This window comes from Mesorhizobium sp. USDA 4132 (genome assembly GCF_056279545.1).
Genome location: NZ_JBWCCP010000002.1, coordinates 297,417 through 321,611, shown reverse-complemented (window position 1 = coordinate 321,611; position 24,195 = coordinate 297,417). Strand labels below are relative to the sequence as shown.

At 61.1% G+C, this 24,195-nt stretch carries 20 protein-coding genes; 11 read left to right on the top strand and 9 right to left on the bottom strand.

Annotated elements, in window-relative coordinates; translation table 11 throughout:
- Nucleotide 1: 1 nt before the first annotated feature.
- Entirely contained in the window at nucleotides 2-1,783 is a 1,782-nt protein-coding gene (locus ACZ9IU_RS24270; RefSeq protein ID WP_040125530.1) for a heparinase II/III domain-containing protein, read from the bottom strand.
- A 220-nt stretch (nucleotides 1,784-2,003) separates the two neighbouring features.
- Between ACZ9IU_RS24270 and ACZ9IU_RS24265 the strand changes: the two genes are divergently transcribed.
- The 8 genes from ACZ9IU_RS24265 to ACZ9IU_RS24230 all read left to right on the top strand — a co-directional run bounded on the left by ACZ9IU_RS24265 (nucleotide 2,004) and on the right by ACZ9IU_RS24230 (nucleotide 11,665).
- A complete protein-coding gene (locus ACZ9IU_RS24265) occupies nucleotides 2,004-2,954 on the top strand; it encodes a carbohydrate ABC transporter permease (protein WP_040125531.1) in 951 nt (316 codons plus the stop codon).
- A gap of 3 nt (nucleotides 2,955-2,957) precedes the next feature.
- A complete protein-coding gene (locus ACZ9IU_RS24260) occupies nucleotides 2,958-3,794 on the top strand; it encodes a carbohydrate ABC transporter permease (RefSeq protein WP_040125532.1) in 837 nt (278 codons plus the stop codon).
- A 4-nt stretch (nucleotides 3,795-3,798) separates the two neighbouring features.
- Nucleotides 3,799-4,971, top strand: coding sequence for a glycoside hydrolase family 88 protein (locus tag ACZ9IU_RS24255; RefSeq protein WP_040125533.1), 1,173 nt, complete (start codon nucleotides 3,799-3,801; stop codon nucleotides 4,969-4,971).
- A gap of 9 nt (nucleotides 4,972-4,980) precedes the next feature.
- A complete protein-coding gene (locus tag ACZ9IU_RS24250) occupies nucleotides 4,981-6,090 on the top strand; it encodes an ABC transporter ATP-binding protein (RefSeq protein WP_040125534.1) in 1,110 nt (369 codons plus the stop codon).
- Nucleotides 6,091-6,110: 20 nt separating this feature from the next.
- Nucleotides 6,111-6,842 (top strand): DUF624 domain-containing protein, encoded by a 732-nt coding sequence (locus ACZ9IU_RS24245; RefSeq protein ID WP_040125535.1) that lies wholly within the window; start codon nucleotides 6,111-6,113, stop codon nucleotides 6,840-6,842.
- Nucleotides 6,843-6,873: 31 nt separating this feature from the next.
- The gene (locus tag ACZ9IU_RS24240) at nucleotides 6,874-8,154 is read left to right on the top strand and encodes an ABC transporter substrate-binding protein (RefSeq protein WP_040125536.1); all 1,281 of its coding nucleotides are present in this window, start codon (nucleotides 6,874-6,876) and stop codon (nucleotides 8,152-8,154) included.
- A gap of 64 nt (nucleotides 8,155-8,218) precedes the next feature.
- Nucleotides 8,219-10,078, top strand: a complete 1,860-nt coding sequence (locus ACZ9IU_RS24235) for a DUF2264 domain-containing protein (protein ID WP_040125913.1) — start codon at nucleotides 8,219-8,221, stop codon at nucleotides 10,076-10,078.
- Between the two features lie 150 nt (nucleotides 10,079-10,228).
- Nucleotides 10,229-11,665 carry a DUF6880 family protein gene (locus ACZ9IU_RS24230; RefSeq protein ID WP_040125537.1) on the top strand — a complete coding sequence of 479 codons (1,437 nt, stop codon included), beginning with the start codon at nucleotides 10,229-10,231 and terminating at the stop codon, nucleotides 11,663-11,665.
- Here the strand turns inward: ACZ9IU_RS24230 and ACZ9IU_RS24225 are convergent.
- The 3 genes from ACZ9IU_RS24225 to ACZ9IU_RS24215 all read right to left on the bottom strand — a co-directional run bounded on the left by ACZ9IU_RS24225 (nucleotide 11,662) and on the right by ACZ9IU_RS24215 (nucleotide 15,235).
- Nucleotides 11,662-12,285, bottom strand: coding sequence for an RBBP9/YdeN family alpha/beta hydrolase (locus ACZ9IU_RS24225; protein ID WP_051900648.1), 624 nt, complete (start codon nucleotides 12,283-12,285; stop codon nucleotides 11,662-11,664). The genes ACZ9IU_RS24230 and ACZ9IU_RS24225 overlap by 4 nt on opposite strands.
- A 41-nt stretch (nucleotides 12,286-12,326) precedes the next feature.
- A complete protein-coding gene (locus tag ACZ9IU_RS24220; protein WP_040125915.1) occupies nucleotides 12,327-13,550 on the bottom strand; it encodes an acyl-CoA dehydrogenase family protein in 1,224 nt (407 codons plus the stop codon).
- A gap of 68 nt (nucleotides 13,551-13,618) precedes the next feature.
- Entirely contained in the window at nucleotides 13,619-15,235 is a 1,617-nt protein-coding gene (locus ACZ9IU_RS24215) for an ABC transporter substrate-binding protein (protein ID WP_040125538.1), read from the bottom strand.
- Between the two features lie 468 nt (nucleotides 15,236-15,703).
- Here ACZ9IU_RS24215 and ACZ9IU_RS24210 point away from each other — a divergent pair, with 468 nt between their 5' ends.
- Both ACZ9IU_RS24210 and ACZ9IU_RS24205 read left to right on the top strand, forming a co-directional pair.
- On the top strand, nucleotides 15,704-16,804 hold the full coding sequence (locus tag ACZ9IU_RS24210; RefSeq protein ID WP_040125539.1) for an LLM class flavin-dependent oxidoreductase: 1,101 nt from the start codon (nucleotides 15,704-15,706) through the stop codon (nucleotides 16,802-16,804).
- Nucleotides 16,801-17,754 (top strand): amidohydrolase family protein, encoded by a 954-nt coding sequence (locus tag ACZ9IU_RS24205; RefSeq protein ID WP_040125540.1) that lies wholly within the window; start codon nucleotides 16,801-16,803, stop codon nucleotides 17,752-17,754. The genes ACZ9IU_RS24210 and ACZ9IU_RS24205 overlap by 4 nt, the downstream gene beginning before the upstream one ends.
- Before the next feature lie 82 nt (nucleotides 17,755-17,836).
- On the opposite strand, the gene ACZ9IU_RS24200 is transcribed toward ACZ9IU_RS24205, so the two are convergent.
- From ACZ9IU_RS24200 to ACZ9IU_RS24180, 5 genes are read right to left on the bottom strand one after another with little or no spacing between them, the layout of a single operon-like run.
- Entirely contained in the window at nucleotides 17,837-18,898 is a 1,062-nt protein-coding gene (locus ACZ9IU_RS24200; RefSeq protein WP_040125541.1) for an aldo/keto reductase, read from the bottom strand.
- An 18-nt stretch (nucleotides 18,899-18,916) separates the two neighbouring features.
- On the bottom strand, nucleotides 18,917-19,861 hold the full coding sequence (locus ACZ9IU_RS24195; RefSeq protein WP_040125542.1) for an ABC transporter ATP-binding protein: 945 nt from the start codon (nucleotides 19,859-19,861) through the stop codon (nucleotides 18,917-18,919).
- Nucleotides 19,839-20,837 carry an ABC transporter ATP-binding protein gene (locus tag ACZ9IU_RS24190; RefSeq protein WP_040125543.1) on the bottom strand — a complete coding sequence of 333 codons (999 nt, stop codon included), beginning with the start codon at nucleotides 20,835-20,837 and terminating at the stop codon, nucleotides 19,839-19,841. Before ACZ9IU_RS24190 ends, ACZ9IU_RS24195 begins: the two co-directional genes overlap by 23 nt.
- A gap of 4 nt (nucleotides 20,838-20,841) precedes the next feature.
- Nucleotides 20,842-21,846, bottom strand: coding sequence for an ABC transporter permease (locus ACZ9IU_RS24185; RefSeq protein ID WP_040125544.1), 1,005 nt, complete (start codon nucleotides 21,844-21,846; stop codon nucleotides 20,842-20,844).
- Nucleotides 21,846-22,832, bottom strand: coding sequence for an ABC transporter permease (locus ACZ9IU_RS24180; protein ID WP_040125545.1), 987 nt, complete (start codon nucleotides 22,830-22,832; stop codon nucleotides 21,846-21,848). Before ACZ9IU_RS24180 ends, ACZ9IU_RS24185 begins: the two co-directional genes overlap by 1 nt.
- A 310-nt stretch (nucleotides 22,833-23,142) precedes the next feature.
- Here ACZ9IU_RS24180 and ACZ9IU_RS24175 point away from each other — a divergent pair, with 310 nt between their 5' ends.
- Nucleotides 23,143-24,183: an ABC transporter substrate-binding protein gene (locus ACZ9IU_RS24175; RefSeq protein ID WP_040125546.1), complete on the top strand. Its 1,041-nt coding sequence runs from the start codon at nucleotides 23,143-23,145 to the stop codon at nucleotides 24,181-24,183.
- The last annotated feature ends 12 nt before the right edge of the window (nucleotides 24,184-24,195 follow it).

Here is a 24,195-nt window from a genome sequence, read left to right as displayed (position 1 = left end):
CTCAGACGATCCGCAGTTTCAGGCAGGTCCCGGCAAAGGGGATGCGCAGTCGATAAATTCTTGGGGGCCAGGAGAGACGCAGGCGGGCATCGTCGATATCGATTGCATCGACCTCGATCTCGCCGGCTCCTTCAAGGTCAATGCGGCCGAGACCGTCGAAATGAACGGCACGGCCGATGAACGGCTCGACGCAGGTCATCAGAGAAAGCACCGCCGGCAGGCCACCCTCGTGGATATCCACGACCTCGATCTCCTGCCCGCGCCGAAGCGTGACGGTTCGCCGGTAGGATTGGACGCGGGCCTCGACCGGATAGGCGGACGTTATGTCCAGCGATATCCGCGCCTCTTTTTCGGCGAACTCGGCCTGGACATTCCGCGCCGAAAAATCCGCGCCATGTGCCTGGCCGATATCGCCAAAAGTCGGCAGGTTGTGGAAGCCGGACTGCATGGTCCAGATGTCATACCGCTCGGAAGAGAATGTTTTTGCCGTGTAGGTTTCGACGCCAATGTCGATCAGGAACGGCTTGCCGTCCTTATAGACCGTCAAGCTGCCGACATCGTTGTGGTTATGGCTTTCGCCGTTGTTGCCGCCTTTGACGGCGAGCGCAAAGTGGTCGTCGCGGGCAACGAACAGGCCAATTCCCGGATAGAACACATCGCCTGCCGGCTTCGGTTGTCCACCGATTGCCGGCGTTACCAGCAGTTCCTGCACGCGGTACCAGAGGTTCCACTCCTCCGGCAGATGTTTATGCTCCGACGACAGCCGGTCGCGCGCGGCAAATGCCGCCAAGACATCAGACCCAACGGCCCTGCCGAACAAATATTCGCGCACGGTACACGGCTCTATGACCGCGGCGGAATCGGCAAAATTGAAATACCGGCGACCGGCGACATGCATGTTGACGATATATTCCGCCATGCTGCGGATTTTTGGAGCCTTCCAGAGCGGTGTCATGGAAGCCGGCGCAACCTTGTCGAGGATGGCCATCGCTCCGGCCATACAAAGCGCCGCATGGCGATAATAGACCACTCCCTCCTCGCAGGCCCCGTCCTCCGCGTAATCCTTGATGAAGGCATCCAGGCTGGAAAGGGCTTTCCCGACGATCTGCCGCCGCAGGTCCTGTTCCGTCTTCAGGGCAAAGGTCGAAAGCAGGACGTTCTGCGTTATCCACGCCGTCCAGTTGTTCATTCGTTCAGTGCCGTTGCCCATCCACCAGAAATGCCGGTCGAGATAGGGCGACAATATGCGCACCCGGATTTCCCGCTCGATCCGGGCGACGATCTGCGGGCTGACCTCGTCGAGCCGATCTTTCATGAGAGCTGCCACGGTTGCCAGCAGGGCAGCGGTCTCCGCAGCAAACAGATCGATGACCGGCTGCTCCGCATCCGGCAATGCAAACCGCTGCCCGCCTCGTTCGTACGCGTTGTGGGCCGGTAGCTGCCAGCCGCTTTCCTCACAGATCAGGAAGACACCGTCGATGATCGCATCGATGAAACGCCCCGTGCCCTCGAGAAGCTCGGCGAGAACTAGGTCGTTCAACATCCGTCGCCGCGAAAAATACAGCGCTTCAAAGCGCGAGCGGTTCCCGTTCAGCGAATATTCGCGATAGTCAGACGCCTTGATTATCGACCACGGCCGGCCAAGCGCCGCCTCCGCATCCCGGATGACCGCGGAGCGCATATCATCCGATACGGCATCCCAGGCGGCCCGGTTGCCGATCGGCGCGCCGGGCATGAAGTCCGCCAAAACCGGCGGCAACGACCCGGCGATCTCGCTGAACATCAACCTTCCTCCATGCGACCGATAAACGACCTCATTCGCCACCTATCATACGTATTTTAAGATGACTACAGAATTCATATGATTTATCCATAAATTTGTTTGACCAATGTGAGAGATGTGCTATCCCCTCGGTAGGGAGGCGGCACGCTCGTGACACGATGGCGAGCCGTGGATAGCCCTTGGGCGTCGATCGGAGCATCCTGGTTCGAGGAGGGATAAAGTGTCCATATCGAATTCGACCATCGCCGCAGGTGATGCGCCGGTAGCGTCCCGGCCGTCGAGCAAGGTGTTGTCGCGCCGCCGGCGCAAGATACAGAGCGCGCTGGTCGCCTACTCCTTCATCGCCCCGAATTTCCTCGGTTTTGCCGTCTTCACGCTCGGCCCGATCTTGTTCGCCTTCGTGCTGGCGTTCATGCACTGGGACGGCTCGAATGCGATCACCTTCGCCGGTCTCGACAATTTCTGGCGGCTGTTCGAAGACAAGGTCTTCATTGCCGCATTCTGGAACACGATCATCTATACGGTCGTATCGGTTCCCGCGACGCTCGCCTGTGCGCTCGGTCTGGCGATCCTGCTGAACCAGAAGATCTTCGGGCGCGACTTCTTCCGCACCGCGATGTTCTTTCCCTACGTCGCCTCGCTCGTGGCCGTCGCCGTGGTTTGGAACATGATCTTCAATCCCGAAATGGGGCCGGTGAACATGATCCTCTATACGCTTGGCCTGGACCCCAAGGACATGCCGGGCTGGGCAGCCGACCGGCATTGGGCGATGGTGACAGTCATCCTCTTCGGCGTCTGGAAGAGCATGGGTTATTACATGGTCATCTATCTCGCTGGGCTGCAGGGCATCAATTCCGAACTCTACGAGGCGGCTGATCTCGATGGCGCCAGCTCGTGGCAGAAATTTCTCTATGTCACCGTGCCGCAGCTCGGACCGACCACCTTCTTCGTCACGGTCATGCTGACCATCCAGTCGTTCAAGGTCTTCGATCAGATCTACATGATCACCCAGGGCGGCCCCGGCACCTCGACGCTGGTCCTCGTTTATCACATCTACAACGAAGCCTTCATTTCCTGGGACCTCGGTTACTCCAGCATGATTGCGCTCGTTCTTTTCTTTCTCGTACTGGCGGTCACGGTCGTCCAGTTCCGCCGACAGAGGGAGGATTGATCCGTGAAGATTGCCGGTCGCAAGGTCACCGCCAAGAGCATTGCAGTCTATGCGACGGTCATCGTCATCACCGCCGTGATGCTGATGCCTTTCGCCTGGATGCTGTCAGCTTCGCTGAAGCTCAGCCGCGACGTCTTCGTATTCCCGATCGAGTGGATTCCGTCGCAACCGCAGTGGCAGAACTACGTGGACATCTGGACGAAGATCCCGCTCGGGCTGTTCATCTACAACACATCGAAGCTGACGATCATCGTCACCCTGCTTCAGCTGCTGACGTCGAGTTTTGCGGCCTATGCCTTTGCCAAGCTCGATTTCCCCTACAAGAACACGCTTTTCCTTGGCTATATCGCGACCATTGCCATGCCCTGGCAGGTCTACATGGTGCCGCAGTTCCTGCTGATGCGCGAATTCGGCTTGAACAACACCCATCTGGCGCTGATCTGCCTGCAGGCCTTCACCGCTTTCGGCGTTTTCCTCATGCGGCAGTTCTACATGTCGATCCCGACGGAGCTTTGCGAAGCGGCGCGCATCGACGGCATGAACGAATATCAGATCTGGGCGCGCATCATGCTGCCGCTGTCGAAGCCCGCACTTTCGACGCTGACCATCTTCACTTTCGTCACCACCTGGAACGACTTTCTCGGTCCGATGATCTACCTGACCAAGACGGAGCTGAAGACGATCCAGATCGGCCTGCGCATGTTCATCTCGCAATATTCCGCCGAATACGGGCTGATCATGGCGGCATCGGTCGTCGCCCTCATTCCCGTTTTGATCGTCTTCCTGTCGCTGCAGCGCTTCTTCGTCGAAGGCGTCGCCTCGTCGGGCCTCAAGGGTTAATGTCATGAATGCTGTAACGCAGATCGCTCCCCAACCGATCACCGATGCCGAGGTCAAGGCGGCGCTCGATCTCGCCGTCGCCCAGATCCGGCGCAATCTGCCGGCCTTCACCTACGCGTGCCAGAACCATTCCAGTGTCGGCAATTTTTATCCCGCCGTCGAGAATACCCAGTGGACCGCCGGTTTCTGGCCGGGAGAAATCTGGCTGGCGTTCGAGCATACGGGCGACAAGGTTTTTCAGCATGCGGCGCAGATCCAGGTGCAGAGCTTCCTGCGCCGGATCGAGAACCGCATCGAGACCGACCACCACGACATGGGCTTTCTCTATTCGCCCTCCTGCATCGCGGCGTGGAAGCTGGTGGGCGATGAGGACGGGCGCAAGGCCGCCATCCTGGCCGCGGACCAGCTTATCGAGCGCTTCCAGCCGATCGGCCAGTTCATCCAGGCCTGGGGCCGCAAGGGTGTCGCGGACGAATACAGATATATCATCGACTGCCTGCTGAACCTGCCGTTGCTCTATTGGGCAAGCCGCGAGACGGGTGATGCGAAATACCGCGACATCGCGCTCATCCATGCCCGCACGACGCTGGCAAATTCGGTCAGGCCGGACAATTCCACCTATCATACGTTCTACATGGATCCGGTTACCGGTGCGCCCGTGCGTGGCGCGACGAAACAGGGCTACAAGGACGACAGCTTCTGGGCGCGCGGGCAGGCCTGGGGCATTGCCGGAATGGCCCTTTCCTATCGCTACGAACCGATCGACGAGTATCGTGACACGTTCGACCGGCTTCTCGATTTCTATCTGAAAAAGCTGCCGGCCGACTTGGTGCCTTACTGGGACCTGGTATTTTCCGACGGAGATGGCGAGCCGCGCGATAGTTCGTCGGCCTCGATCGTCGCCTGCGGACTGCTCGAAATGGCCGACCTTGTCGAGGCCGATGTCGCCGCGCGTTATCGCGAGCTGGCGCGGCGCATGATGAAAAGCCTTACCGAGCACTACGCGGTCAAGGACCCGGCCATGTCCAACGGCCTTGTCCTTAACGGAACCTATTCGAAAAAATCGCCCTACAACACCTGCCGCGGCGAAGGCGTCGACGAGTGCGTCTCCTGGGGCGACTATTATTACATGGAAGCCCTGACGCGCCTCTCGCGCGCCTGGTCTTCCTATTGGTGAGAGAATCCGATGGCCAGCATTTCACTGAAAAAACTGAACAAGTCCTATGGCGCCCTCACCGTTGTCCATGACATCGATCTGGAGATCGCCGACAAGGAATTCATCATTCTCGTCGGGCCTTCGGGTTGCGGCAAATCGACGACGCTCCGGATGATCGCCGGGCTGGAAGAGATCTCCGGCGGCGAGCTTCAGATCGGCGGCGACCTGATGAACGATGTGCCGTCGAAGGACCGCGACATCGCCATGGTCTTCCAGAACTATGCGCTTTATCCGCATATGACCGTCTACAAGAACATGGCTTTCGGCCTGCAGCTTCGGAAAGTGTCCCGGGATTTCATCGACAGCCAGGTTCAGGACGCCGCAAAAATCCTCGACATCACGCACCTTCTCAACCGCAAGCCGAAGGCTCTGTCCGGCGGCCAGCGCCAGCGCGTCGCGCTCGGGCGTGCCATGGTGCGCAATCCGGCAGTCTTCCTGCTGGACGAACCGCTCTCCAATCTCGACGCCAAGCTTCGCGGCACCATGCGCGCCGAGATCACCAAGCTGCACAAGCGTCTGCATGCCACCTTCATCTACGTCACCCACGACCAGATCGAGGCGATGACCATGGCGGATCGCATCGTGGTGATGAAGGACGGGCATATCCAGCAGGTTGACACGCCGCAGAACCTCTACGATCGGCCGGTCAACATGTTCGTCGCCGGCTTCATCGGCGCACCGCAGATGAACATGATGCCATCCGTGATCGAGCGGCGCGGCGACAGATATTTTGCCGCGTTCGACGGGCGGGAACTGCCATTGCCGGCGCATTTCGACAAAAGCCGCATCGCCCCCTACGAAGGCCGCGAGCTGATCGTCGGCATACGGCCCGAGAATTTCCACGAATTGCCGCCGGCCGATATCGCGCCGGAAAACCTGGCGCCCTTCGGCGCCGTCATGGAACTCGCCGAACCGATGGGCTCGGAAATCCATCTCAATATCATCGCGGGAGGACGCAGCTTGATCGCGCGCGTGTCGCCCCGGTTCAAGGGCGCGATCGGCGACGAGGTCAAGCTGGTCGCCGACACGACCAATATGCAGTTGTTCGACAGGCAAACGGAGCGCTCGATCCTTTATTAGGCGAGCGGGAGGAAACGGCCATGCAGTGGCTGCGCAACATGTGGACGAAGGAGGGACCGGGCATTCCAAAGAATGCGCCGAAGAAGACCGGTCTTGCCCTTTTCGCCGACACGTTCGCGCGCGAGTGGTGGGAGATGGTCAAATTGAACATCCTGTTCATTCTGGCCGCACTCTTCGTCGTCACCATCCCCGCTGCAATCGCTGCGACCGCCCGCATTTCGGTCGCCTTCCTCGAAGACCGCAACACCTATCTCCTGCGGGATTTCGCCGAAGCGTTTTTCCGATATTTCTGGCGTGCGACCGCATGGGGGCTGGCCTTCACCCTTGCCATCGGACTCGGCGTCTATTCGCTAATCACCTATGCGGCGGCCGCCAAAGACAATCTCGTCCTGGCCCTGCCGCTGACGATCGCGCTGATCGCAACGGTTTTCATCGTCGTGGTGGCCTGCCACCTCGTCGTGCTGATGGTGATGCGCGATCTTTCGGCGCCAGTGCTGCTGCGGTTGGCAGCCATCGCATCGGTCGTCCGTCCGCTGCCGGCGCTCGGCGCGCTCGCATTCGTGACCGCGCTCTGGCTCGCGCATATCGTCTTTTATCCGGTGTCCGTGTTCATGCCGGCCACCCTCAACTTTTCACTCGGAATGTTCGCCGTCACATTCGGCGTCCATCGGGCAGCGGTCATGGTTCTAGCCCTGCCAATGGCAATACAGGCGCATCGCGAACCACAGGCTGGTGACGCTAAACATATCTAATCCAGAGACACTTCAGGGAAGGAGAACGGAAATGTATTTGGGGAAATTCGGGAGATCGGTGAGGTTCGCGATGGCGGGTCTCGCCATGGCGACGTCGATCGCAGGATCGGCATACGCACAGTCGGGCAATGCCGTGACGCTCAAATGGGCGCTGTGGGATTGGGACAAGGTGGCTTATTACAAGCCGCTCATAGCGGCATACCAGGCCAAGAATCCGAACGTTAAGTTCGAATCAGTGGACCTCGGTTCGCAGGACTACCAGCAGATGATCGCCACGCAGCTCGCCGGCGGCTCCAAGGATATCGACATCGTCACCGTCAAGGACGTTCCGAACTACACGAACCTCGTTCGCGCCGGCTCGATCTCGGACCTCTCGGGCTTCATGACGGAACAGAAGATCGACCCCGCGTCATTCGGCGGCCTCGTCGACGAACTCAAGATCGACGGCAAGATCTATGCCCTGCCGTTCCGTTCGGATTTCTGGGTCGTCTATTACAACAAGGACATTTTCGACAAGGCCGGGGTTACCTACCCGACCAACGACATGACCTGGGCGCAGTTCGACCAGATCGCCACAAAACTCGCCGGCGGCATGGGCGCGAACAAGACCTACGGGGCACTCTTCCATACATGGCGCTCCACGGTCCAGCTTCCGGGCATCCTCGACGGCAAAAAGACGCTGGCGGGGCCGGATTACGCCTTCCTGAAGCCGTGGTATGAGCGCGCGCTTGCTCTGCAGAAGGCCGGCGTCGTTCCGTCCTATGCGTCGCTGAAGACCTCCAATACCCACTATTCGGCGCTGTTCTTCAACGGCACGATCGGCATGCTGCCGATGGGTACCTGGTTCGTCGGCACCCAGATCGCCAAGGTCGCTTCCGGCGAATCCAAGAGCAAGAACTGGGGGATCGTCAAGTTCCCGCATCCGGACGGCGTCGTAGCAGGCACAACCGCAGCGCAGATTTCCGGTCTTGCGGTCAACACCAACTCCGCTCACAAGGCCGAGGTGCTCGACTTCATCAAGTTCGTCACCGGCCCGGAAGGTGCGGCCATCATCGCCGGCACCGGCACGATCCCGACCGTCCGTACGCCGGAAGTCACCGCCAAGATCGCATCCCTGCCCGGCTTCCCCCAGGATCAGGCGAGCAAGGACGCGCTGCAGTCCGGCAAGTCCTTCCTGGAGATGGCCGTCAATCCGAATGCGGCGAAGATCGAGGTTGTTCTCAACCGTGCGCATGACTCGATCATGACCGACAACATCTCCATCGACGACGGCCTGAAGGAAATGACCGACGGCGTGAAGGCCATCAAGTAACAGCCCGACCCGCGGAGGCCACGTCCTCCGCGGGTCCCTCTTTCGATAAATAAATGGTTTGCCCGTGATCTACGACCCAGTCCGAGCCAATCCCCTTTGGGGGAACCCTCTTCTTTCCCGAGATGATCTTGGCAAGGCGGTGCTGGATCTCTTCAAACCGCTTCTTCCCTATTTTTCCGAAGGCGGCGCACGGGTCCGCCTGAGTGCGACCGGCGCGCATTTCGATCGCGCTGCGGCTGATCTTGAAGGTTTTGCCCGACCGCTCTGGGGGATCGTACCGCTCGCAGCCGGAGGCCATGATTTCCCGCATTGGGACCTCTACCGCCGCGGCCTCGCAAACGGCACCGATCCGTCTCATCCGGAATATTGGGGCGACATTTCCGACCGCGACCAGCGTCAGGTGGAACTGGCGGCGGTGGGTTTTGCGCTTGCCATGGTTCCCGAACACATCTGGAATCCACTTGGCGAGGGAGAGAAGAGAACCGTCGCAGCCTATCTTTTGTCGGCCCGCGACAAGGAATTCATCGACAACAACTGGAAATTCTTCCGGGTTCTCATCGATCTCGGCCTGACACGCGTCGGCATAAGCTTCGACCGATCCATGACGGAGAAATATCTCGACGAGACCGAGGCCTTCCGGCTCGGCGAAGGCTGGTATCGCGACGGGCCGGTCAAGCGCGTCGATCACTATATCCCCTTCGCCCTGCATTTTTATGCGCTGATCTATACGGTGCTGGCGAAGGCCGATACTGCGCGGGGTGATGCCTATCGCGAACGTGCCCGTGTCTTTGCACAGGATATCCGCCACTGGTTCGGTCCGGATGGTGCCGCGCTCGCCTTCGGGCGCAGCCAGACATACCGGTTTGCGGCAGGCGGCTTCTGGGGCGCATTGGCGTTTGCCGGCGTCGAGGCCCTGCCCTGGGCCGAGATCAAGGGCTACTACATGCGCCATATCCGCTGGTGGTCGAAGCTTCCGATCGCCGACCGCGACGGGGTTCTGTCGATCGGCTACGGTTATCCCAATCTCCTGATGAGCGAGAGCTACAACTCTGCCTGCTCGCCCTATTGGGCGCTGAAATTCTTTCTGCCCCTGGCTCTGCCCGCCGACCATCCGTTCTGGCTGGCGCAAGAAGCGCCAGCACCCTCCTTTGCGGATCCTGTACCACTCAAGGAACCCGGCATGGTCGCCATGCATACGCCCGGCAACATCGTTGTCCTCGCCTCCGGCCAGCAGCACGACAAGATGCGCGGCGCCAACGAGAAGTACTCGAAATTCGTCTATTCCACGCGCTACGCCTTCAACATCGAGGCCAACGACCGGCATTTCGCGGCGGCAAGTTTTGACGGCATGCTGGGCCTTTCCGACAACGGCGTGCATTTCCGCATGCGCGAGACGCTCGAGCAGGCGCTGATCGCCGGCGACAGGCTCTATTCCCGCTGGAAGCCCTGGAGCGATGTCACTGTGGAGACCTGGCTGGTGCCGGCCAATCCCTGGCATCTCCGCATCCACCGCATTGTCACGCCCCGTGCCCTGCAAACGACGGAGGGCGGCTTTACCATCGAACAGGCGGATTTCCAGGCCGACTTCGCCAGCCGGGGCGAAGGTTTCGCCGTTTGGCACGGCCGAACCGACACAAGTGCAATCATCGACCTCTCACCTGCCTTCAGGCGGGAGGGCCATGCCATGAGCCCGATCGCCAATACCAATCTCATTCACGCAAAGACGCTTCTTCCCCAACTCCGCGGCCAGATCGAGGCGGGGACGACGCTGCTCGCCGCAGCGGTCATCGCGCTCCCCAATACCGAGATGGACCCGGCCTTTCTGCAGTCCGTCCCGGTCTGCCCGGATCTGGCGGAACTGGAGCGGCTGTTCCGCGCGAAAGGAGACATGGTCCCCGCCTTCGACCTCGCCGGCGGCAAGTGACCGGGTAAGCCATGGTGCTGTGATCCCTGCATCTGAGCTAAACAGCCGCATGCCTTTTCTCAGGTGTCTAAAAATCTGTCGGCCACGCCAAGCCGTCTTGCACCAATCGACCGCGAGGCTAGTGTTGGGTACAAACGACAGCGGAAATCGATGGCAGCCAAGACCACACTCAATGCGAAGAACCTGGAAGCACTCGGCGCGCCGCGCCTGGCCGAATTGCTGATCGAGATCAGCACCGGCAGCGCGGCAAACAAACGACGGCTTCGCATGGAGCTTGCCGGCAACCACAGCAGCGCCGAGGTCGCCCGCGAAGTGCGCAAACGGCTCGCAAGCATCGCCCGTTCCCGAACCTTCATAAACTGGCGCAAGGTGAAGGGGCTCAAGACGGACCTGGAAACGCAGCGCAAGACGATCGTCGATGTCGTTGCCCGCGACGATCCGAAGGAGGCGTTGGAGCTTATCTGGCAATTCCTGGCGCTTGCCGATCCGGTGTTTGAGAGATCCGACGACGGCAGCGGCTCGATCATCGAGAGCTTTCACGACGCGTGCGCGGATGCCGGCGCGATCGCGAAGTCTTCAGGCGTCGAGAAGGACGCCCTTGCCGACAAGATCTTCGCAGCGGTGCTGAACAACGGCTATGGCCAGTATGACCCGCTGATTGCCGTTATGGCGCCTGCGCTCGGCGGAGACGGTCTTGAACGGCTCAAGCTCCTGTTCGGGCAATGGTCGAAGGAGCCTGAGGACAAGGTCGCCAAGAGCGATCGCCGCGTCATCGGCTGGAGCAGCAATGGGCCGATCTACGAAGACCAGGTCTACGGCAATCACCAGGAACTGCTGGTACGTATCGCCTTGCAGGAAATCGCTGATGCTCAGGGCGACGTGGATGCGTATATCGCCCAGCAGCCGGAAAAGACCCGCAGGTCGCCCTTGGTGGCAACGGACATCACCCGCCGGCTGCTTTCCGCGGGACGAGCCGCCGAAGCGCTCGAAATATTGGACGCCATCGATGAACGAGGCCATGCCGACACTCCGATCGAATGGCAGCTTGCCCGCACCGAGGTGCTCGAAACCCTGGGACGCGCGGACGAAGCCCAGACGGATCGATGGAAGTGGTTCGAGCACTCGCTGAACGACGTACACCTGCGCGCGTTTATCCGCCGGCTGCCGGACTTCGACGACATGGAGGCCGAGGAAAAGGCGTTCGCTTATGCCCAGGCTTTTCCGGAGGTCCATCGAGCCCTTACTTTTTTCCTGTGCTGGCCAGCGATCGGCGAGGCGGCCAGGCTCGTGTTGAAGCGCAAGGCGGAACTCGATGGCGATCTCTATGAGCTGATGACGGCGGCAGCGGACGCTCTGGCTCAGAAACACCCGCTCGCGGCGACGATCGTTCTGCGTTCGATGATCGACTTCACGCTCGATAGAGCGCGGTCGAGCCGCAATCGCTATGCAGCGCAGCATCTTATGGCATGCGCATCGCTTGCGCCGCATGTCGACGACTTCGGCAGCGTCGAATCTCATCACGCGTATGTCGCGGGACTGAAGGACCGGCACGGTAAAAAGCACGGCTTCTGGAGTTTGATAACCTAAGTCACCGGCAGGCGGCCGCCATCGACGGTGTTGACCGTGGCCCGATCGGTATGCGCCGCGCTGGTTCCCTTTGAGTGGGCATCCGATCTTCCTCCTTTCAATCTGTTGAAAAAGGAATACGCCTCGGGCCAGCGCCCGAAACCGCTTGCGATGTTGATGTGTCCCGCAAACCCGATCGTTGTCAGATCGCTGCCCCAGCCACGGACATGGCGTTCGAGATCCGGCATGCTCATATAGGGATCGTTCAGACTGCCTATGACGAGGCTTGGAAAGGGAAGCCGGGCAAGCGGTTCGTGCCCGAACTCGATCATGCAGGGATGACGCCGCAAAGTCACTTCCAGGGAGCACGGTGCGACAAGTAAGGCACCGCGTATCTTCTCCACATTGCCGCGTCCGGCATAGCTCGCCGCCAGCAGGCATCCGAGGCTATGCGCAACGAGGAAGGCGCCTTCCACCACCGAAAGCGCCCTGTCCAGCTCCGCCTGCCAATCCTCGATGACGGGACAGTTCCAATCCTGCTGCTCGACGATCGAGGCGCTGGAGTGCTCCGTTGCCCAATGGCGCTGCCAGTGTCCTTCGGGCGAGCCGTTGAGACCGGGCAAGATCAGGGTCGGGAACATGTAAACCTCCAGGACTTATTGCAACCGCGCCGAAGTCAATTTCAGAACACCTTTCCTTCCTTGAGATGCGTCGTCGTACCGTTGATGAGATAATCGCCGACCACCCTCGACTTATGCAGCAGCGGATTGTGGTTGAGGACAGTGCGGATATTGCGCCAGTGACGGTCGAAATTGTTGTTGCGGGAGGTCGCCGAGCCGCCGCCGAGTTCGAACATGCGTTCGGCGCTGCGGGGGCCGAGCTGGCCGAGCACGAGCTGGGTGCGTGCCGTCGCCAGCGCGCTTGCGACCAGGGCCTCCTCGATCTCTGCTTCGTCGCCTTTGCCGAAGGCAGCCACGGTCCGATCGAGAGCCACGGCGGCGGCCGCGACGGCCGTATCGATCGCGAAGGAATTGGCGGCTATCTCGCCGATCACCTGCTGTACGAACGGATCCTGGTTTGCTGTTTCCGCCACGCTGTGTGCCGCCGAACGCGCCTGCCGGCGCACATAGGCAAGCCCGTCCGTCAGCACGTTGCGAACCGCTCCAGCCGCACTTGCTGCCAGATGCAATTGACGCAGCGCCGAACAGTGCCGGCCGACGAGATTGTCGAGGCCCCGCGTCGCGAACTCATGCGGGAACACTTCGACATTTTCCAGAAGAACGCCGCCACTCGCCGTCAGGCGCTGGCCCATGCCGTCCCAGTCGTCGAGGATCTTGATACCCTCGCGATCGACCGGCAGGAGAACACCGACCGTCTGCCCCTCTTCGTCCAGAGCGCTGAAAGACGCAAAATCTGCAAAGGCTGTGCCGGTGGCATACCATTTGCGGCCGTTGAGGCGATAGGTGTCGCCTTGGCGCACGATCGTCGTCGTCACCTGCCCCGGTCGTGCGGTTCCCTGCTCCGTATGGGCACCGCCGAACAGTTTTCCGGCGAGGATCAGCTCGACCGCACCGGAATCCCGCTCCCGTGGTTCGCTGAGGATAACGTTCTCGACATAGTTGAAATGCGAGCGCAGAGCGTGCGCCACGTTGGAATCGGCTGCACCGATCGCCGCGATCATTTCGATATAGTCGGCCACCGAGCCGCCCGGTCCGCCAAGTGCTACCGGAATGCGCAAGGTGCCGAGACCCAGTTCGCGAAACAGCCGGAAGGCTTCGAAGGGCAATTCGCGGTCGAGATCACGCTGCGCGGCGCCCCTGGCGATTTCGGCGGCGAAAGCGGCGACGCGCGCGAGAAGCTCCGCGCGCGTCGGGCTTCTGGTGGTCTGCAATTTGGCGATGCTCAAGCGATTGTCTCCGAAAACGCAGAAAAAGGCATGGGGCCGGGAGAAAACCCGGCCGCCTCGATGATCGATCATCCCTCGAGATAGATGTCGGCGCCGTTGCTCCAGAGGTCCTCGACACCGATCTTGAGGTTCTTCACCCGCTTGTCGTAGACGGTGATCACCGAAGGCGTGACGATGTCGAGCGTCGGCAGATCCTGCACGACGAGCTTCTGGAAATCGTTGAACAGTTGCTGCCGCTTCTTCGGATCGACCTCAACGGCGGCCGTCTCGAGCAGACGGTCGACCTCGGGGTTGAAATATTTCGAGCCGTTGGTGAAGGGCACGCCGGGCTTGAAATTCTTCGACCAGTAGAGCCGCTGGACACCGACCGTCGGATCGTAAAGGTTGCTCATACCTTCGATGGCGATGTCGAAATCGCGATCGGTGAAGATCCGCTTCACGAAGGTCGCGAAGTCCTGGCTGCGAAGCTCAACCTTGATGCCGACCTTACCGAGCGCCTGGGCGAAATATTCAGCCGTCTGCTTGGGAGGACCAGACGGCTGGGTCGGATCGATGAAGAGCTTGAAGCGGAACCCGTCGGCGCCGCGCTTATAACCGGCTTCATCCAGGAGTTGGTTCGCCTTTGCCGGATTGAACTCGTATTTCGGCAGATCGGGATTGTAGAATTTCGCGAGGTCCGGGCTCACCGGCCCGTCGAGCCGCGTCGCGTAACCGAGATAGACCGTGTTGACGATGAAATCCTTGTCCACCGCATGGGCGATCGCGTGACGCACTTTGATGTCGGCGAGATACTTGTTTTCCAGGTTGAACTCGGCGCGGGCAATGCTCGGCGAATAGGCGGCCGGCGTGGTGTCGACGACCAGGTTCGGATTGGCCTTCAGGCGGTCGATATCCGTCAGCGGCAGATTGGCGGTCGAGACTTGCACTTCACCGGTTTCGATCGCCGCCACAGCAGCGGCCGGATCGATGATGAAGCGGAAGATGATCTGGTCGAGATAAGGCTTCGGCGAGCCCCAGTAATCTTCGTTGCGGACGAAGAGCGCATGGCTGCCGCGCACCCACTCGACGAATTTGTAGGGTCCCGTGCCGACCGGCGCAACGTTGTGCGGGTTTTCGGCAACCTTCGTGCCTTCGTAGAGATGCTTCGGCACGATCGGCGCCTCGAAGCTGGCGAAGGCGCTGAGGAGATAGGGCGCCGGCTTGGACAGAAGGAGCTCGACCTCATGGGAGTTGAGCACGTTGGCTTTCTGGACAGAGGCGAAAGTCGCCCGACCGCGTGGATGGTTTTCCTTCAGTGCGAGAATGGAAAAGGCCACGTCCTCGGCGGTGAAATCCTTGCCGTCGTGCCACCGCACGCCCTGCCTGAGCTTGAACCAGTAGCGCAGGCCATCCTCGCTGACTTTCCATTCGGTCGCCAGAAGCGGCTGCGGATTGAACCCGCGGTCATAGGTCAAGAGGCTCTCGGTCGCCTTGCCGCTGATGTAATAGGCGGCACCCGCGCTATGGGCGATGAGCACCAGAACCGGAGGCTCGGTGCCGATATTGATCGAAACGCTGCCGCCGCGCGGTGTCTCGTCCTGTGCCTGGGACATATGCGGAACGGCGGCCGCAGCCGCAAGCGCCACAGTGGAAAGCAGGAAGGCGCGGCGTGTCGGCGTCAGCACACGAGCGGTTTTGATCGTCATGAAATATCCCCCAAAGCAGCCATTCATCAAGCAGGAACGACCTGGATTTCGTCCAACACCCGATCGAGCGTGGTTACTTTGAGAATATAAAATCTACTAACTTTATCGAGATACTGGATTTCTAAAGCGATATGGAGAAATGGAAAAAGGCGGAGGTTTTTCCCGCCTTTTGGAGAATTTTTCGCGCGAGCCCGACAAAACGCCGTCCCTCGCCGCAAATTTAACCTCAGCACGAATGCCGTCCTCCAAACAGGACGGATGTTCCGGCTTGAACGAGCCTGCCGCTCAACACACGAAGGAAATCCCACGGAACGCCCGTCGATTGGAAATCCTTCCCAAGATAGCTTCGCAAAACGCAATCGACAAAGTCTATCAACGAAATAGACTAAAGCGAACCGACCAAGCCGCTCGAACTCCGGTTCAGCCGCAGCTTGGTCACCAAACTGGATCGCGTTCAGGAGCTTATTGATGCACCCCGAATTCATCGGCCACACGTCCAACCGGGAAGGGTCCGACATCGTCCCCGCCTCCGGCCCGGTCATCGACAAGGCCTATATCCGCAACCACGTTCAGGCTGCGGAAGCCGCCGGCATCGATCGGCTGCTGATTGGCCAGTTCGCGCAATGGCCGGACAACAACCAGATCGCGTCTTACGTCTTCAGCCAGACGGAACGCATCGGCGCGCTCCTTGCCCACCGACCCGGCCTGATGGCGCCGACGCTCGGCGCCCGTCAGCTCGCCACCCTCGACCAGTTTTCCGAAGGGCGTGTCTGGGTCCATATCATCACCGGCGGCTCGGAGGCCGACCAGGCTCGCGACGGCGATTTCGAGGACCACGATACCCGTTACGCCCGCACCGACGAATATCTGACGGTGCTGAAGAAGGTCTGGGAAAGCGACCAGCCCTTCGACCACGAAGGCCGCTTCTATAAGTTCAAGGGCGCCTTCAGCCAGGTGAAGCCATACCAGAAGCCGCGCATCCCGATCTCCTTCGGCGGTTCCTCCGATGCCGCGATCGCGGTCGCCGGAAAGCATGCCGATATCTACGCTCTCTGGGGCGAACCGCTGGACGGCGCGCGCGAGACGATCGCCAAGGTGCGAGCCGCAGCCGTTGCCAACGGCCGCACGGCGAGCGACATCCGCTTCACGCTCGCCTTCCGGACCGTTGTTGCCAAGACGGAGGACACGGCCTGGGAAAAAGCCGCCGATATCCTGCAAAAGGTGAAATCGCAAGTCGCCCGCGTGGCCGGCGGCAATGGCGAAAAGCTGCCCTCGAATGTCGGCTCGGTGCGTCTGCGCGAAGCAGCCAAACGCGGCAAGGTGCTCGACAAGCGGCTTTGGACCGAGGTTGCAGAAGCAAGCGGCGCCGGCGGCAATTCTACCGCACTGGTCGGGACGCCCGAACAGGTGGCCGATGCGATCCTCGACTATTACGACGCCGGCGTCTCGAACTTTCTCGTGCGCGGCTTCTATCCGACGGAAGACACCGTCACTTACGGCCGCGATGTGGTGCCGCTCGTGAAAGCGGGGATTGCCGAACGCGAAGCCAGGAAGGTAGCTGCAGAATGACCACGCCGCTCGATATCGTCGATATTCATACGCATCTCTGGCCGCCGGCCTGGGGACCTGGCGGCCAATATGCCAAACCCGCAGGCGGCTTTGCCCCCGATCTTTATCGCAAGATCACCACGCCGCAGGCGCTGGTGGACGAATTCCAGGCGGCTGGAATATCGCTCGCGATTGTCACTGCCACGATCGAAAGTCTGTTCGGTGCCGAGGGGGCCGTCGATCCTGCCGCGGTTCGCGAGGCAAATAACTGGCTTGCCACCGTCTCCCATTACGATCCGTCGCTGGTCGGCTTTGCCGTCACCGACGCGTTCAGCGGCGAAGAGGGTGCGCGCGAAGCCGAACGCGCAATCGGCGAACTCGCCCTGTCGGGCCTGGTGATCGATTCCTCGCGCGACGGCAAATTCCTGAGCGATCCGTCTGTCAGGCCCACCCTCGAAGTTGCCGCACGCTACAAGGTGCCCGTCTTCGTACACCCGGTCGCCCATCCGAATTCGCAGGTGCTGATCGCAGGCGCCGGTACGCTCGGCAATTCCCTTGGCCGCGGCCTGATGAATGGTGTCGCCTTCCTGTCGGTCATTCAATCGTCGCTGCTCGACGACCTGCCGGACCTTCACCTCATCTTTGCGACCCTCGGCCTCGGCGCGATCGTTCAGGCGGCACGCGGCGGCATTTATGGTCGCGCGGAAAGAGCGGCAGGCAAGCGCCCGAACATCTATTTCGACACGATGGGGCACGACCCGGCCATCATCCGCACGCTGACCGGTTTCTTTGGCGCAGAAAGGGTGCTGGCGGGCACCGACTGGCCGATCCTGGCGGCACTCGATAGAAAGAGCCTGACCGCCAGCCTCACCGAGGCAGGTCTGAGCGAAGCGGAAGCACGCCTTGTGGCCGGCGGCAATGCCAGGCGTCTGCTTGAGGTTCGAGAGGCGCAAGCTCAAGCGGCCGAATAGACCTTGGCCGACGACAAAGCCCCGGACCGAATCCGGGGCTTCTTTTAAAGAATTGTGTCCGTCAATTGGGCACAGTTCCCGATCAGGCAACGCGCTGGGGACGGGCGAGCGGAACGACTTCGCCGGATGCGGCGACCGAGCGGGGTACGCGACCTTCGACCGGATGACCCGGATCCGTGAAGCCCGGCGTGGACGGATGGCCGGTCGCGACCAGCCGGTCGACGAGCGCTTCATCCTCCGCATCGAGCTTCACGTCGAGTGCGCGGATATAGGCGTCCCACTGCTCCTCGGTGCGTGGGCCGGCGATCGCCGAAGTGATCAACGTGTTGTTGAGCACCCAGGCCAACGCGAAATCGGCAGGCGAAATGCCCTTGGCCTGCGCATGCGCCGCGATCTGCTTGGCGATGCCGATCGATTCCTCTCGGAACTCGACGTCATGCATGCGTTTGTCGCCGCGACCTGCACGGGTATCGGCGGCCGGGGCTTCTCCGACATTATATTTGCCGGTGAGAACACCGCGCGCCAGCGGGCTGTAGGAAACGACCCCAAGACCATATGCGGCAGCGGCCGGCAGTTGCTCGGCTTCAGCGGTCCGGTTGACGATGTTGTAGAGCGGCTGGCTGGCGATCGGCCGGTCGATGCCGAGCTGGTCGGCAAGATGGGCGACCTCCGCGATACGCCAGCCGCGGAAGTTCGACACGCCGAAATAACGCAGCTTGCCGGCTTTGATCAGATCGGCGATCGCCCGAACCGGCTCGTCCAGGGGTGCGTCGAAGACGGCGCGGTGAAAGTAGAGGATGTCGATATAGTCGGTATCGAGATTGCGTAGCGAATTCTCGACCGTCTGATAGACCCACTTGCGGGAATAACCGCCGAGGTTCGGACCCTTGTTGTGGGAGTTGACGAACTTGGTCGCCACCACCCAGCTGTCGCGGTTCTTCTTGATGCCGCGCCCGACCACCTGCTCCGACTTGCCGTCATGATAGACGTCGGCGGTATCGATGAAGTTGATACCCTGTTCATGCGCCTTATCGATGATCCGGAAAGCGACGTCGTCCGGCGTCTGGTTGCCGAACATCATGGCTCCCAGCGTCAGCGGCGATACCTTGAGGGCACTGCGCCCCAGATAGCGATAGTCAACCATTCAAAAACTCCCTTGTTTTCAGTTGATGCGGTCCGCGAAATGACACGCGACTTGATGGCCGGGTGCGATGGCGCGGAATTCGGGTTCGTCGGCGCGACAGAGATCTGTCGCGAGCGGGCAACGGGTGTGGAACCGACAGCCCGAAGGAATGTCGCTGGGGCTTGGCAGGTCACCGCCGAGAGGGGCTGCCTGGCGTGGCCGCGACGGATCCGGCACTGCCTCCATCAGCGCCCGCGTATAGGGATGCCGCGGATCGGACCAGAGTGTCGCGTTGTCGGCGCTCTCCACGATCCGCCCGAGATACATGACCATAACCCGGTCCGCGAAATAGCGCACCACCGAAAGGTCATGGCTGATGAAGAGGTAGGAAAGGCCGAATTCTTTCTTCATCTCGACGAGCAGGTTGAGGATCTGCGCCTGGATGGAGAGGTCGAGCGCCGAGACCGGTTCGTCGCAGACGATCAGTTCGGGATTGAGCAGCAGCGCCCGTGCGATGCCGATGCGCTGACGTTGACCGCCGGAAAACTCGTGAGGATAACGATTGATGGATTCCGCAGGCAACCCGACCTTGGCAACGATATTGGCGATGATCTGCCGCCGTTCGGTGCGATCGCCGACCTTGTGGACGACAAGCGGCGCTTCGAGGATTTCACCGATGGTCTGGCGCGGATTGAGAGAGGCATACGGATCCTGGAAAATCATCTGGATCGATCTGCGAACCCGCTGCAGGTTTCGCTGGTCGAGCACGGTGATATCCTCGCCCTTGAACTCGATGCGGCCTGCCGTCGGGTCGACCAGTCTGAGCACCGTTTTGCCGAGCGTGGACTTGCCACAGCCGCTCTCGCCGACGAGCCCGACTGTCTCGCCACGTTCGACGACGAGATCGATACCGTCGACGGCACGCAACAGGCCGTCCCGGCTCTTGTAGTGGGTCTTGAGATCAGAGACTGAGAGCAGCGGCATGGGGCACGGCCTTGAGGGATGTCGTGAAAGGGCAGGCAACCAGCCGGTCTGCGGCCGGAACGATGAGCTGAGGCACGTGATGGCCGCAGCTGGCGCGCGCCTGATTGCATCGTGGCCGGAACGGACATCCCGCTTCGCCGACCGCCGAGACGATCGAGCCGGGAATTTCGGCGAGCGCCCCGTCACGATAATGAAAATCGTGCTTCAGTCGCGGTGAGGCGGCGAGCAGGCCGCGCGTATAAGGATGCAGCGGATCGTTGAAAAGATCGCCCGGCAGCGCCTGCTCCACCTTGCGGCCGGCATACATGACCACAACCTTGTCGGCCCATTGCGCTACCACGCCGAGGTCATGGGTGATCAGCACGACAGCCATCTGCAGCTCTCGCCGCAGCGTGTCGAGCAGGTCGAGAACCTGGGCCTGGATGGTCACGTCGAGCGCCGTGGTCGGTTCGTCGGCGATCAGCAGCTTCGGTTTGCAGGCAACCGCGATTGCGATCATCACACGCTGGCGCATGCCGCCGGAGAGCTGATGCGGATAATCGTCGACCCGCTTTTCGGGCGCCGGAATGCGCACCAGCCTCAAAAGCTCGATCGCCCGTTCGCGCGCCGCTTTGCCCGACAGTTTTTCGTGCACCTTCAGCACCTCGCCGATCTGCCGGCCGATGGTCATGACCGGATTGAGGCTGGTCATCGGCTCCTGGAAGATCATGGCGATCTCACGGCCACGCAGATGCCGCATCTCGCGCGCATCGAGCTTGGTGAGGTCGCGCCCGCCGAACGTAATGCGGCCATTGGCGATCTTTGCGGCGCGTGGAAGAAGCTGCATCAGCGCCAGCGCCGTCAGCGATTTGCCAGAGCCGGATTCGCCGACGATCGCCAGCGTCTCCCCCTGCTCGATTTCGAATGACAGATTGCGGACCGGTTCTGCACGAGGAAAACGGATGGTCAGATTATCGACTTGAAGCAGCGGGGCCATGGTCTCACCGATCCTGCGAGAAACGGGGATTGAGTGCGTCGTTCAAGCCGTCGCCGATAAGATTGAGGGCGAGGACGGTGAACACGATTGCCAGTCCCGGCAGCGCGGTCAGATACCATGCCGTCCGGACAAGCTCGCGACCGGTACCGATCATGGAACCCCAGCTCACCACGTTCGGATCGCCGAGCCCCATGAAGGAAAGCGCTGATTCCATGAGAATTGCCGTCGCCACCATGACCGACGAGGTGACGATGATCGGCGGCAGCGCGTTTGGCAGGATCTCCCGGAAGATGATGCGGGCATGGCCGTAGCCGAGACTGCGGGCCGCCATGACGAAATCCTTCTCGCGGATGGCGCGGAACTCGGCGCGGGTCAACCGTGCGACCGTCGGCCACGAGATGACGGCAATCGCAAGTGTCACCGTCGTCGCCGAGGGCTGCGCGATTGCCACCAGCACGACCAGCAGCACGAAGCTTGGCAGCGTCTGGAAGATTTCGATAAGCCGAACCAGGAGATCGTCAATCCAGCCGCCGAAATAACCCGCCGTCGAGCCAACCAGGACGCCGAACGTCAGCCCCAGTGCGGTTGCCATGAGCCCGACGAACAGCGAGATACGGGAACCATGCAGGATACCGGCAAGCACGTCGCGACCGAGCGAATCCGTGCCGAGCGGATAGGCGGAGTTCTGCCCCGGCCACAGGAACGGGCGGCCCACCATGGACAGGGGATCGTCCGGATAAAGGATCGGGGCGGTAAGAGCGACGAGGATGACGAAGGCAAGGAAACCCGTGCCGAACAAGGCGTTCGGGTTCGACAGAAAGACCTTCAGCGCCCGCCGCCCGTTGGTCACCGCAACCGCCGCGCTCTGCTGCGAGCGGGCATCGGGTGCTTTCATGTTGGACCAAGCCGGCCCGTTCGCCGCAGCACTCGCGGCAACCGTTTCCGGCTCGGCGGTCGCCTCGCGTTCGGCCACAAGGCTGCGAAAGTTTCCGACATCGGTCGTGGACATCAGCGGGCTCCAATACGGGGGTCGAGCCAGGCGTGGATGATATCCACGGCGGCATTGGCGATGATGACGAGAAGCGAAGACAAAAGCAGGATGCCGAGCAACACTGTGAAGTCCCGGCCCATGACAGCCTCGAAAGCGAGCCGACCGAGTCCCGGCCAGCTATAGACCGTCTCGACCACTACCGCGCCACCCAGCATGCCGCCGATATGCATGCCGGCCATGGTGGTGATCGGGATCAGCGCATTGCGCAGGATATGCCGTGCGGTGACGCCGAAAGGCGTCAGCCCCTTAGCATAGGCGGTGCGCACGAAATCCTGGTTCTTGACCTCCAGCATCGAAGCGCGCGTCAGCCGGGCATAGATCGCCACGTAGAACAGCGCGAGCGACGTCGCCGGCAGCACCATGTAGCGCGCCTTGTCGAGGATTGCCGGCAGACCGGTCAGCCGCGAACCGATCGTCCCGGCGCCGCCGCTCGGCAACCAGCCGAGCTTCACCGAGAAGAAGACGATCAGCATCAGGCCGATCCAGAAGCTCGGGATCGAATAGAAAAGCAGCGAAAAGATCGACAGCAAGCGATCCGGAATACGGCCGGCGAAGCTTGCCATCAGCGAACCGAGGACGACGCCGAGCAGGATGGCGATGGTCAGCGCGAGCGCCATCAAGGTCAGCGTACCCGGCAGGCGCTGGGCGATCAGGTCGGCGACCGGCATGCCGTAGCGTGGCGAAAACCCAAGGCTGAAATGCGCGAGATTGTTGAGATAGTGCCCGAGCTGCACGAGGACGGGATTGTCGAGGCCGAAGCGCGAGCGCAGTGCCGCCATGCTTTCCGCCGTCGCCGATCCCGCCTCGCCGGCCATCACGTCGGCCGCGTCACCGGGTGCCAGCTGCAGCAGAAAGAAATTCAGGATGACGATCCCAAGCACGGTCGGGATCGCCTGCAACAGCGTGCGTCGCAGTGTTCGTGCAATTCTCAGCAGCGCCGGCATCGTGCTCCGCCTTTCAGGTTCAAGGTAGCTGCACAGAACAGCTCAAAGCTTCCGGAAACACTGATTTTGGTATCCGGTAATTTTGATAGTTGACTAATTCTATAGGCTTTGTCAAATCTGTTTGCGCAAAATAAAACCAGATAACGATCATTATTCGAAATCAGGTTTTCGTTAATGCTCAATATTGGTCGATAGTCGCAATTATCTCCCACGTTTCGCGAGCGAGAGGCAAGAACGCACTCGTTTGCTGCGATTGGGAGAAAAAGGCTTCCGCAGGTCTGAAGACGCGGACGAGGCATAGGAGGATACGATGACCATTCGCAACGCCATTTCTCAAATCTGGTACACGCGCTGCCCGGTGCCCACTCCGGTGGGTCTCGCGACCCAGCTCGGTCTGCTGGACGAAACCTTCGCCAGGGAGGGAATCACCCTCAACTCGATCATCGACAGCAAGGACCGGAACATCCGGTCCAGCCATTTCGATCATCACCTCGACTATTCCTTCCGCCACGGCGGCAATGTCCCGCCGATCCGAGCCCGGTCGGAGGGCAATCCGACGCGCCTCGTCGGCATTACCTGGACAGACGAGTTCCAGGCGATCATTACCCTGCCCGGCACCGGGATCAGAACGACGAAGGATCTCGTCGGCCGCCGTTTCGGCATCACCCGCCGCCCGCCTGGCATCGTCGATTTCATGGCCGCCACCGCGCTGAAAGGCCTGGTCTCCGCACTTTCGCTGGAAGGCCTCGCCCACCAGGACGTGGAGATTGTCGATCTTGCGCTTCCCGACTCGGTACTCGACAATCGTGAAGGCCCGCAGCTCTACGGCCTGCGCAACCGGCAGGCCTACGGGCCGGAAATCGCCGCCCTGCTGCGCGGCGAGGTGGACGCGATCTACGTGAAAGGCACGCCCGGCATCGGTGTCGCCAACCTCTTCGCGACCCACACGGTCGCCGAATTCGGCTTCCACCCCGACCCGAAGATCCGCATCAATTCCGGCTCGCCGCGCATCCTCACCGTCGATGAACGGTTTGCCGAAGACCGGCCGGATCTCGTGGCGAAGCTCATCGAAACCTTAAAGCGCGCCAGCGCCTGGGCGGAGAGCCATCCGGACGACGTGCGCCGCTTCGTTGCCCGCGAGGTGGGCGCGTCGGAAGAGGTCGTCGCCTCCGCCAACGGACCGGACCTCCACAAGCATCTGGGTATCGGGCTCGAGCCTGAGCTGGTCGAAGCGATCGGCCACTACAAGGATTTTCTGCACGAATGGGGCTTCCTCGCCTCCAATTTCGATATCGACGCCTGGGTCGATCATCGTCCCTGGGCACTGCTCGAAACCCGTGCCGTCGCCTGATCGGAGAACATG

Bases quoted from the DNA above. Each gene is read 5' to 3' on its own strand.
- ACZ9IU_RS24270 (WP_040125530.1), bottom strand. From the start codon at position 1,783: ATGTTCAGCGAGATCGCCGGGTCGTTGCCGCCGGTTTTGGCGGACTTC.
- ACZ9IU_RS24255 (WP_040125533.1), top strand. From the start codon at position 3,799: ATGAATGCTGTAACGCAGATCGCTCCCCAACCGATCACCGATGCCGAG.
- ACZ9IU_RS24250 (WP_040125534.1), top strand. From the start codon at position 4,981: ATGGCCAGCATTTCACTGAAAAAACTGAACAAGTCCTATGGCGCCCTC.
- ACZ9IU_RS24245 (WP_040125535.1), top strand. From the start codon at position 6,111: ATGCAGTGGCTGCGCAACATGTGGACGAAGGAGGGACCGGGCATTCCA.
- ACZ9IU_RS24240 (WP_040125536.1), top strand. From the start codon at position 6,874: ATGTATTTGGGGAAATTCGGGAGATCGGTGAGGTTCGCGATGGCGGGT.
- ACZ9IU_RS24230 (WP_040125537.1), top strand. From the start codon at position 10,229: ATGGCAGCCAAGACCACACTCAATGCGAAGAACCTGGAAGCACTCGGC.
- ACZ9IU_RS24225 (WP_051900648.1), bottom strand. From the start codon at position 12,285: ATGTTCCCGACCCTGATCTTGCCCGGTCTCAACGGCTCGCCCGAAGGA.
- ACZ9IU_RS24215 (WP_040125538.1), bottom strand. From the start codon at position 15,235: ATGACGATCAAAACCGCTCGTGTGCTGACGCCGACACGCCGCGCCTTC.
- ACZ9IU_RS24210 (WP_040125539.1), top strand. From the start codon at position 15,704: ATGCACCCCGAATTCATCGGCCACACGTCCAACCGGGAAGGGTCCGAC.
- ACZ9IU_RS24205 (WP_040125540.1), top strand. From the start codon at position 16,801: ATGACCACGCCGCTCGATATCGTCGATATTCATACGCATCTCTGGCCG.
- ACZ9IU_RS24200 (WP_040125541.1), bottom strand. From the start codon at position 18,898: ATGGTTGACTATCGCTATCTGGGGCGCAGTGCCCTCAAGGTATCGCCG.
- ACZ9IU_RS24195 (WP_040125542.1), bottom strand. From the start codon at position 19,861: ATGCCGCTGCTCTCAGTCTCTGATCTCAAGACCCACTACAAGAGCCGG.
- ACZ9IU_RS24190 (WP_040125543.1), bottom strand. From the start codon at position 20,837: ATGGCCCCGCTGCTTCAAGTCGATAATCTGACCATCCGTTTTCCTCGT.
- ACZ9IU_RS24185 (WP_040125544.1), bottom strand. From the start codon at position 21,846: ATGTCCACGACCGATGTCGGAAACTTTCGCAGCCTTGTGGCCGAACGC.
- ACZ9IU_RS24180 (WP_040125545.1), bottom strand. From the start codon at position 22,832: ATGCCGGCGCTGCTGAGAATTGCACGAACACTGCGACGCACGCTGTTG.
- ACZ9IU_RS24175 (WP_040125546.1), top strand. From the start codon at position 23,143: ATGACCATTCGCAACGCCATTTCTCAAATCTGGTACACGCGCTGCCCG.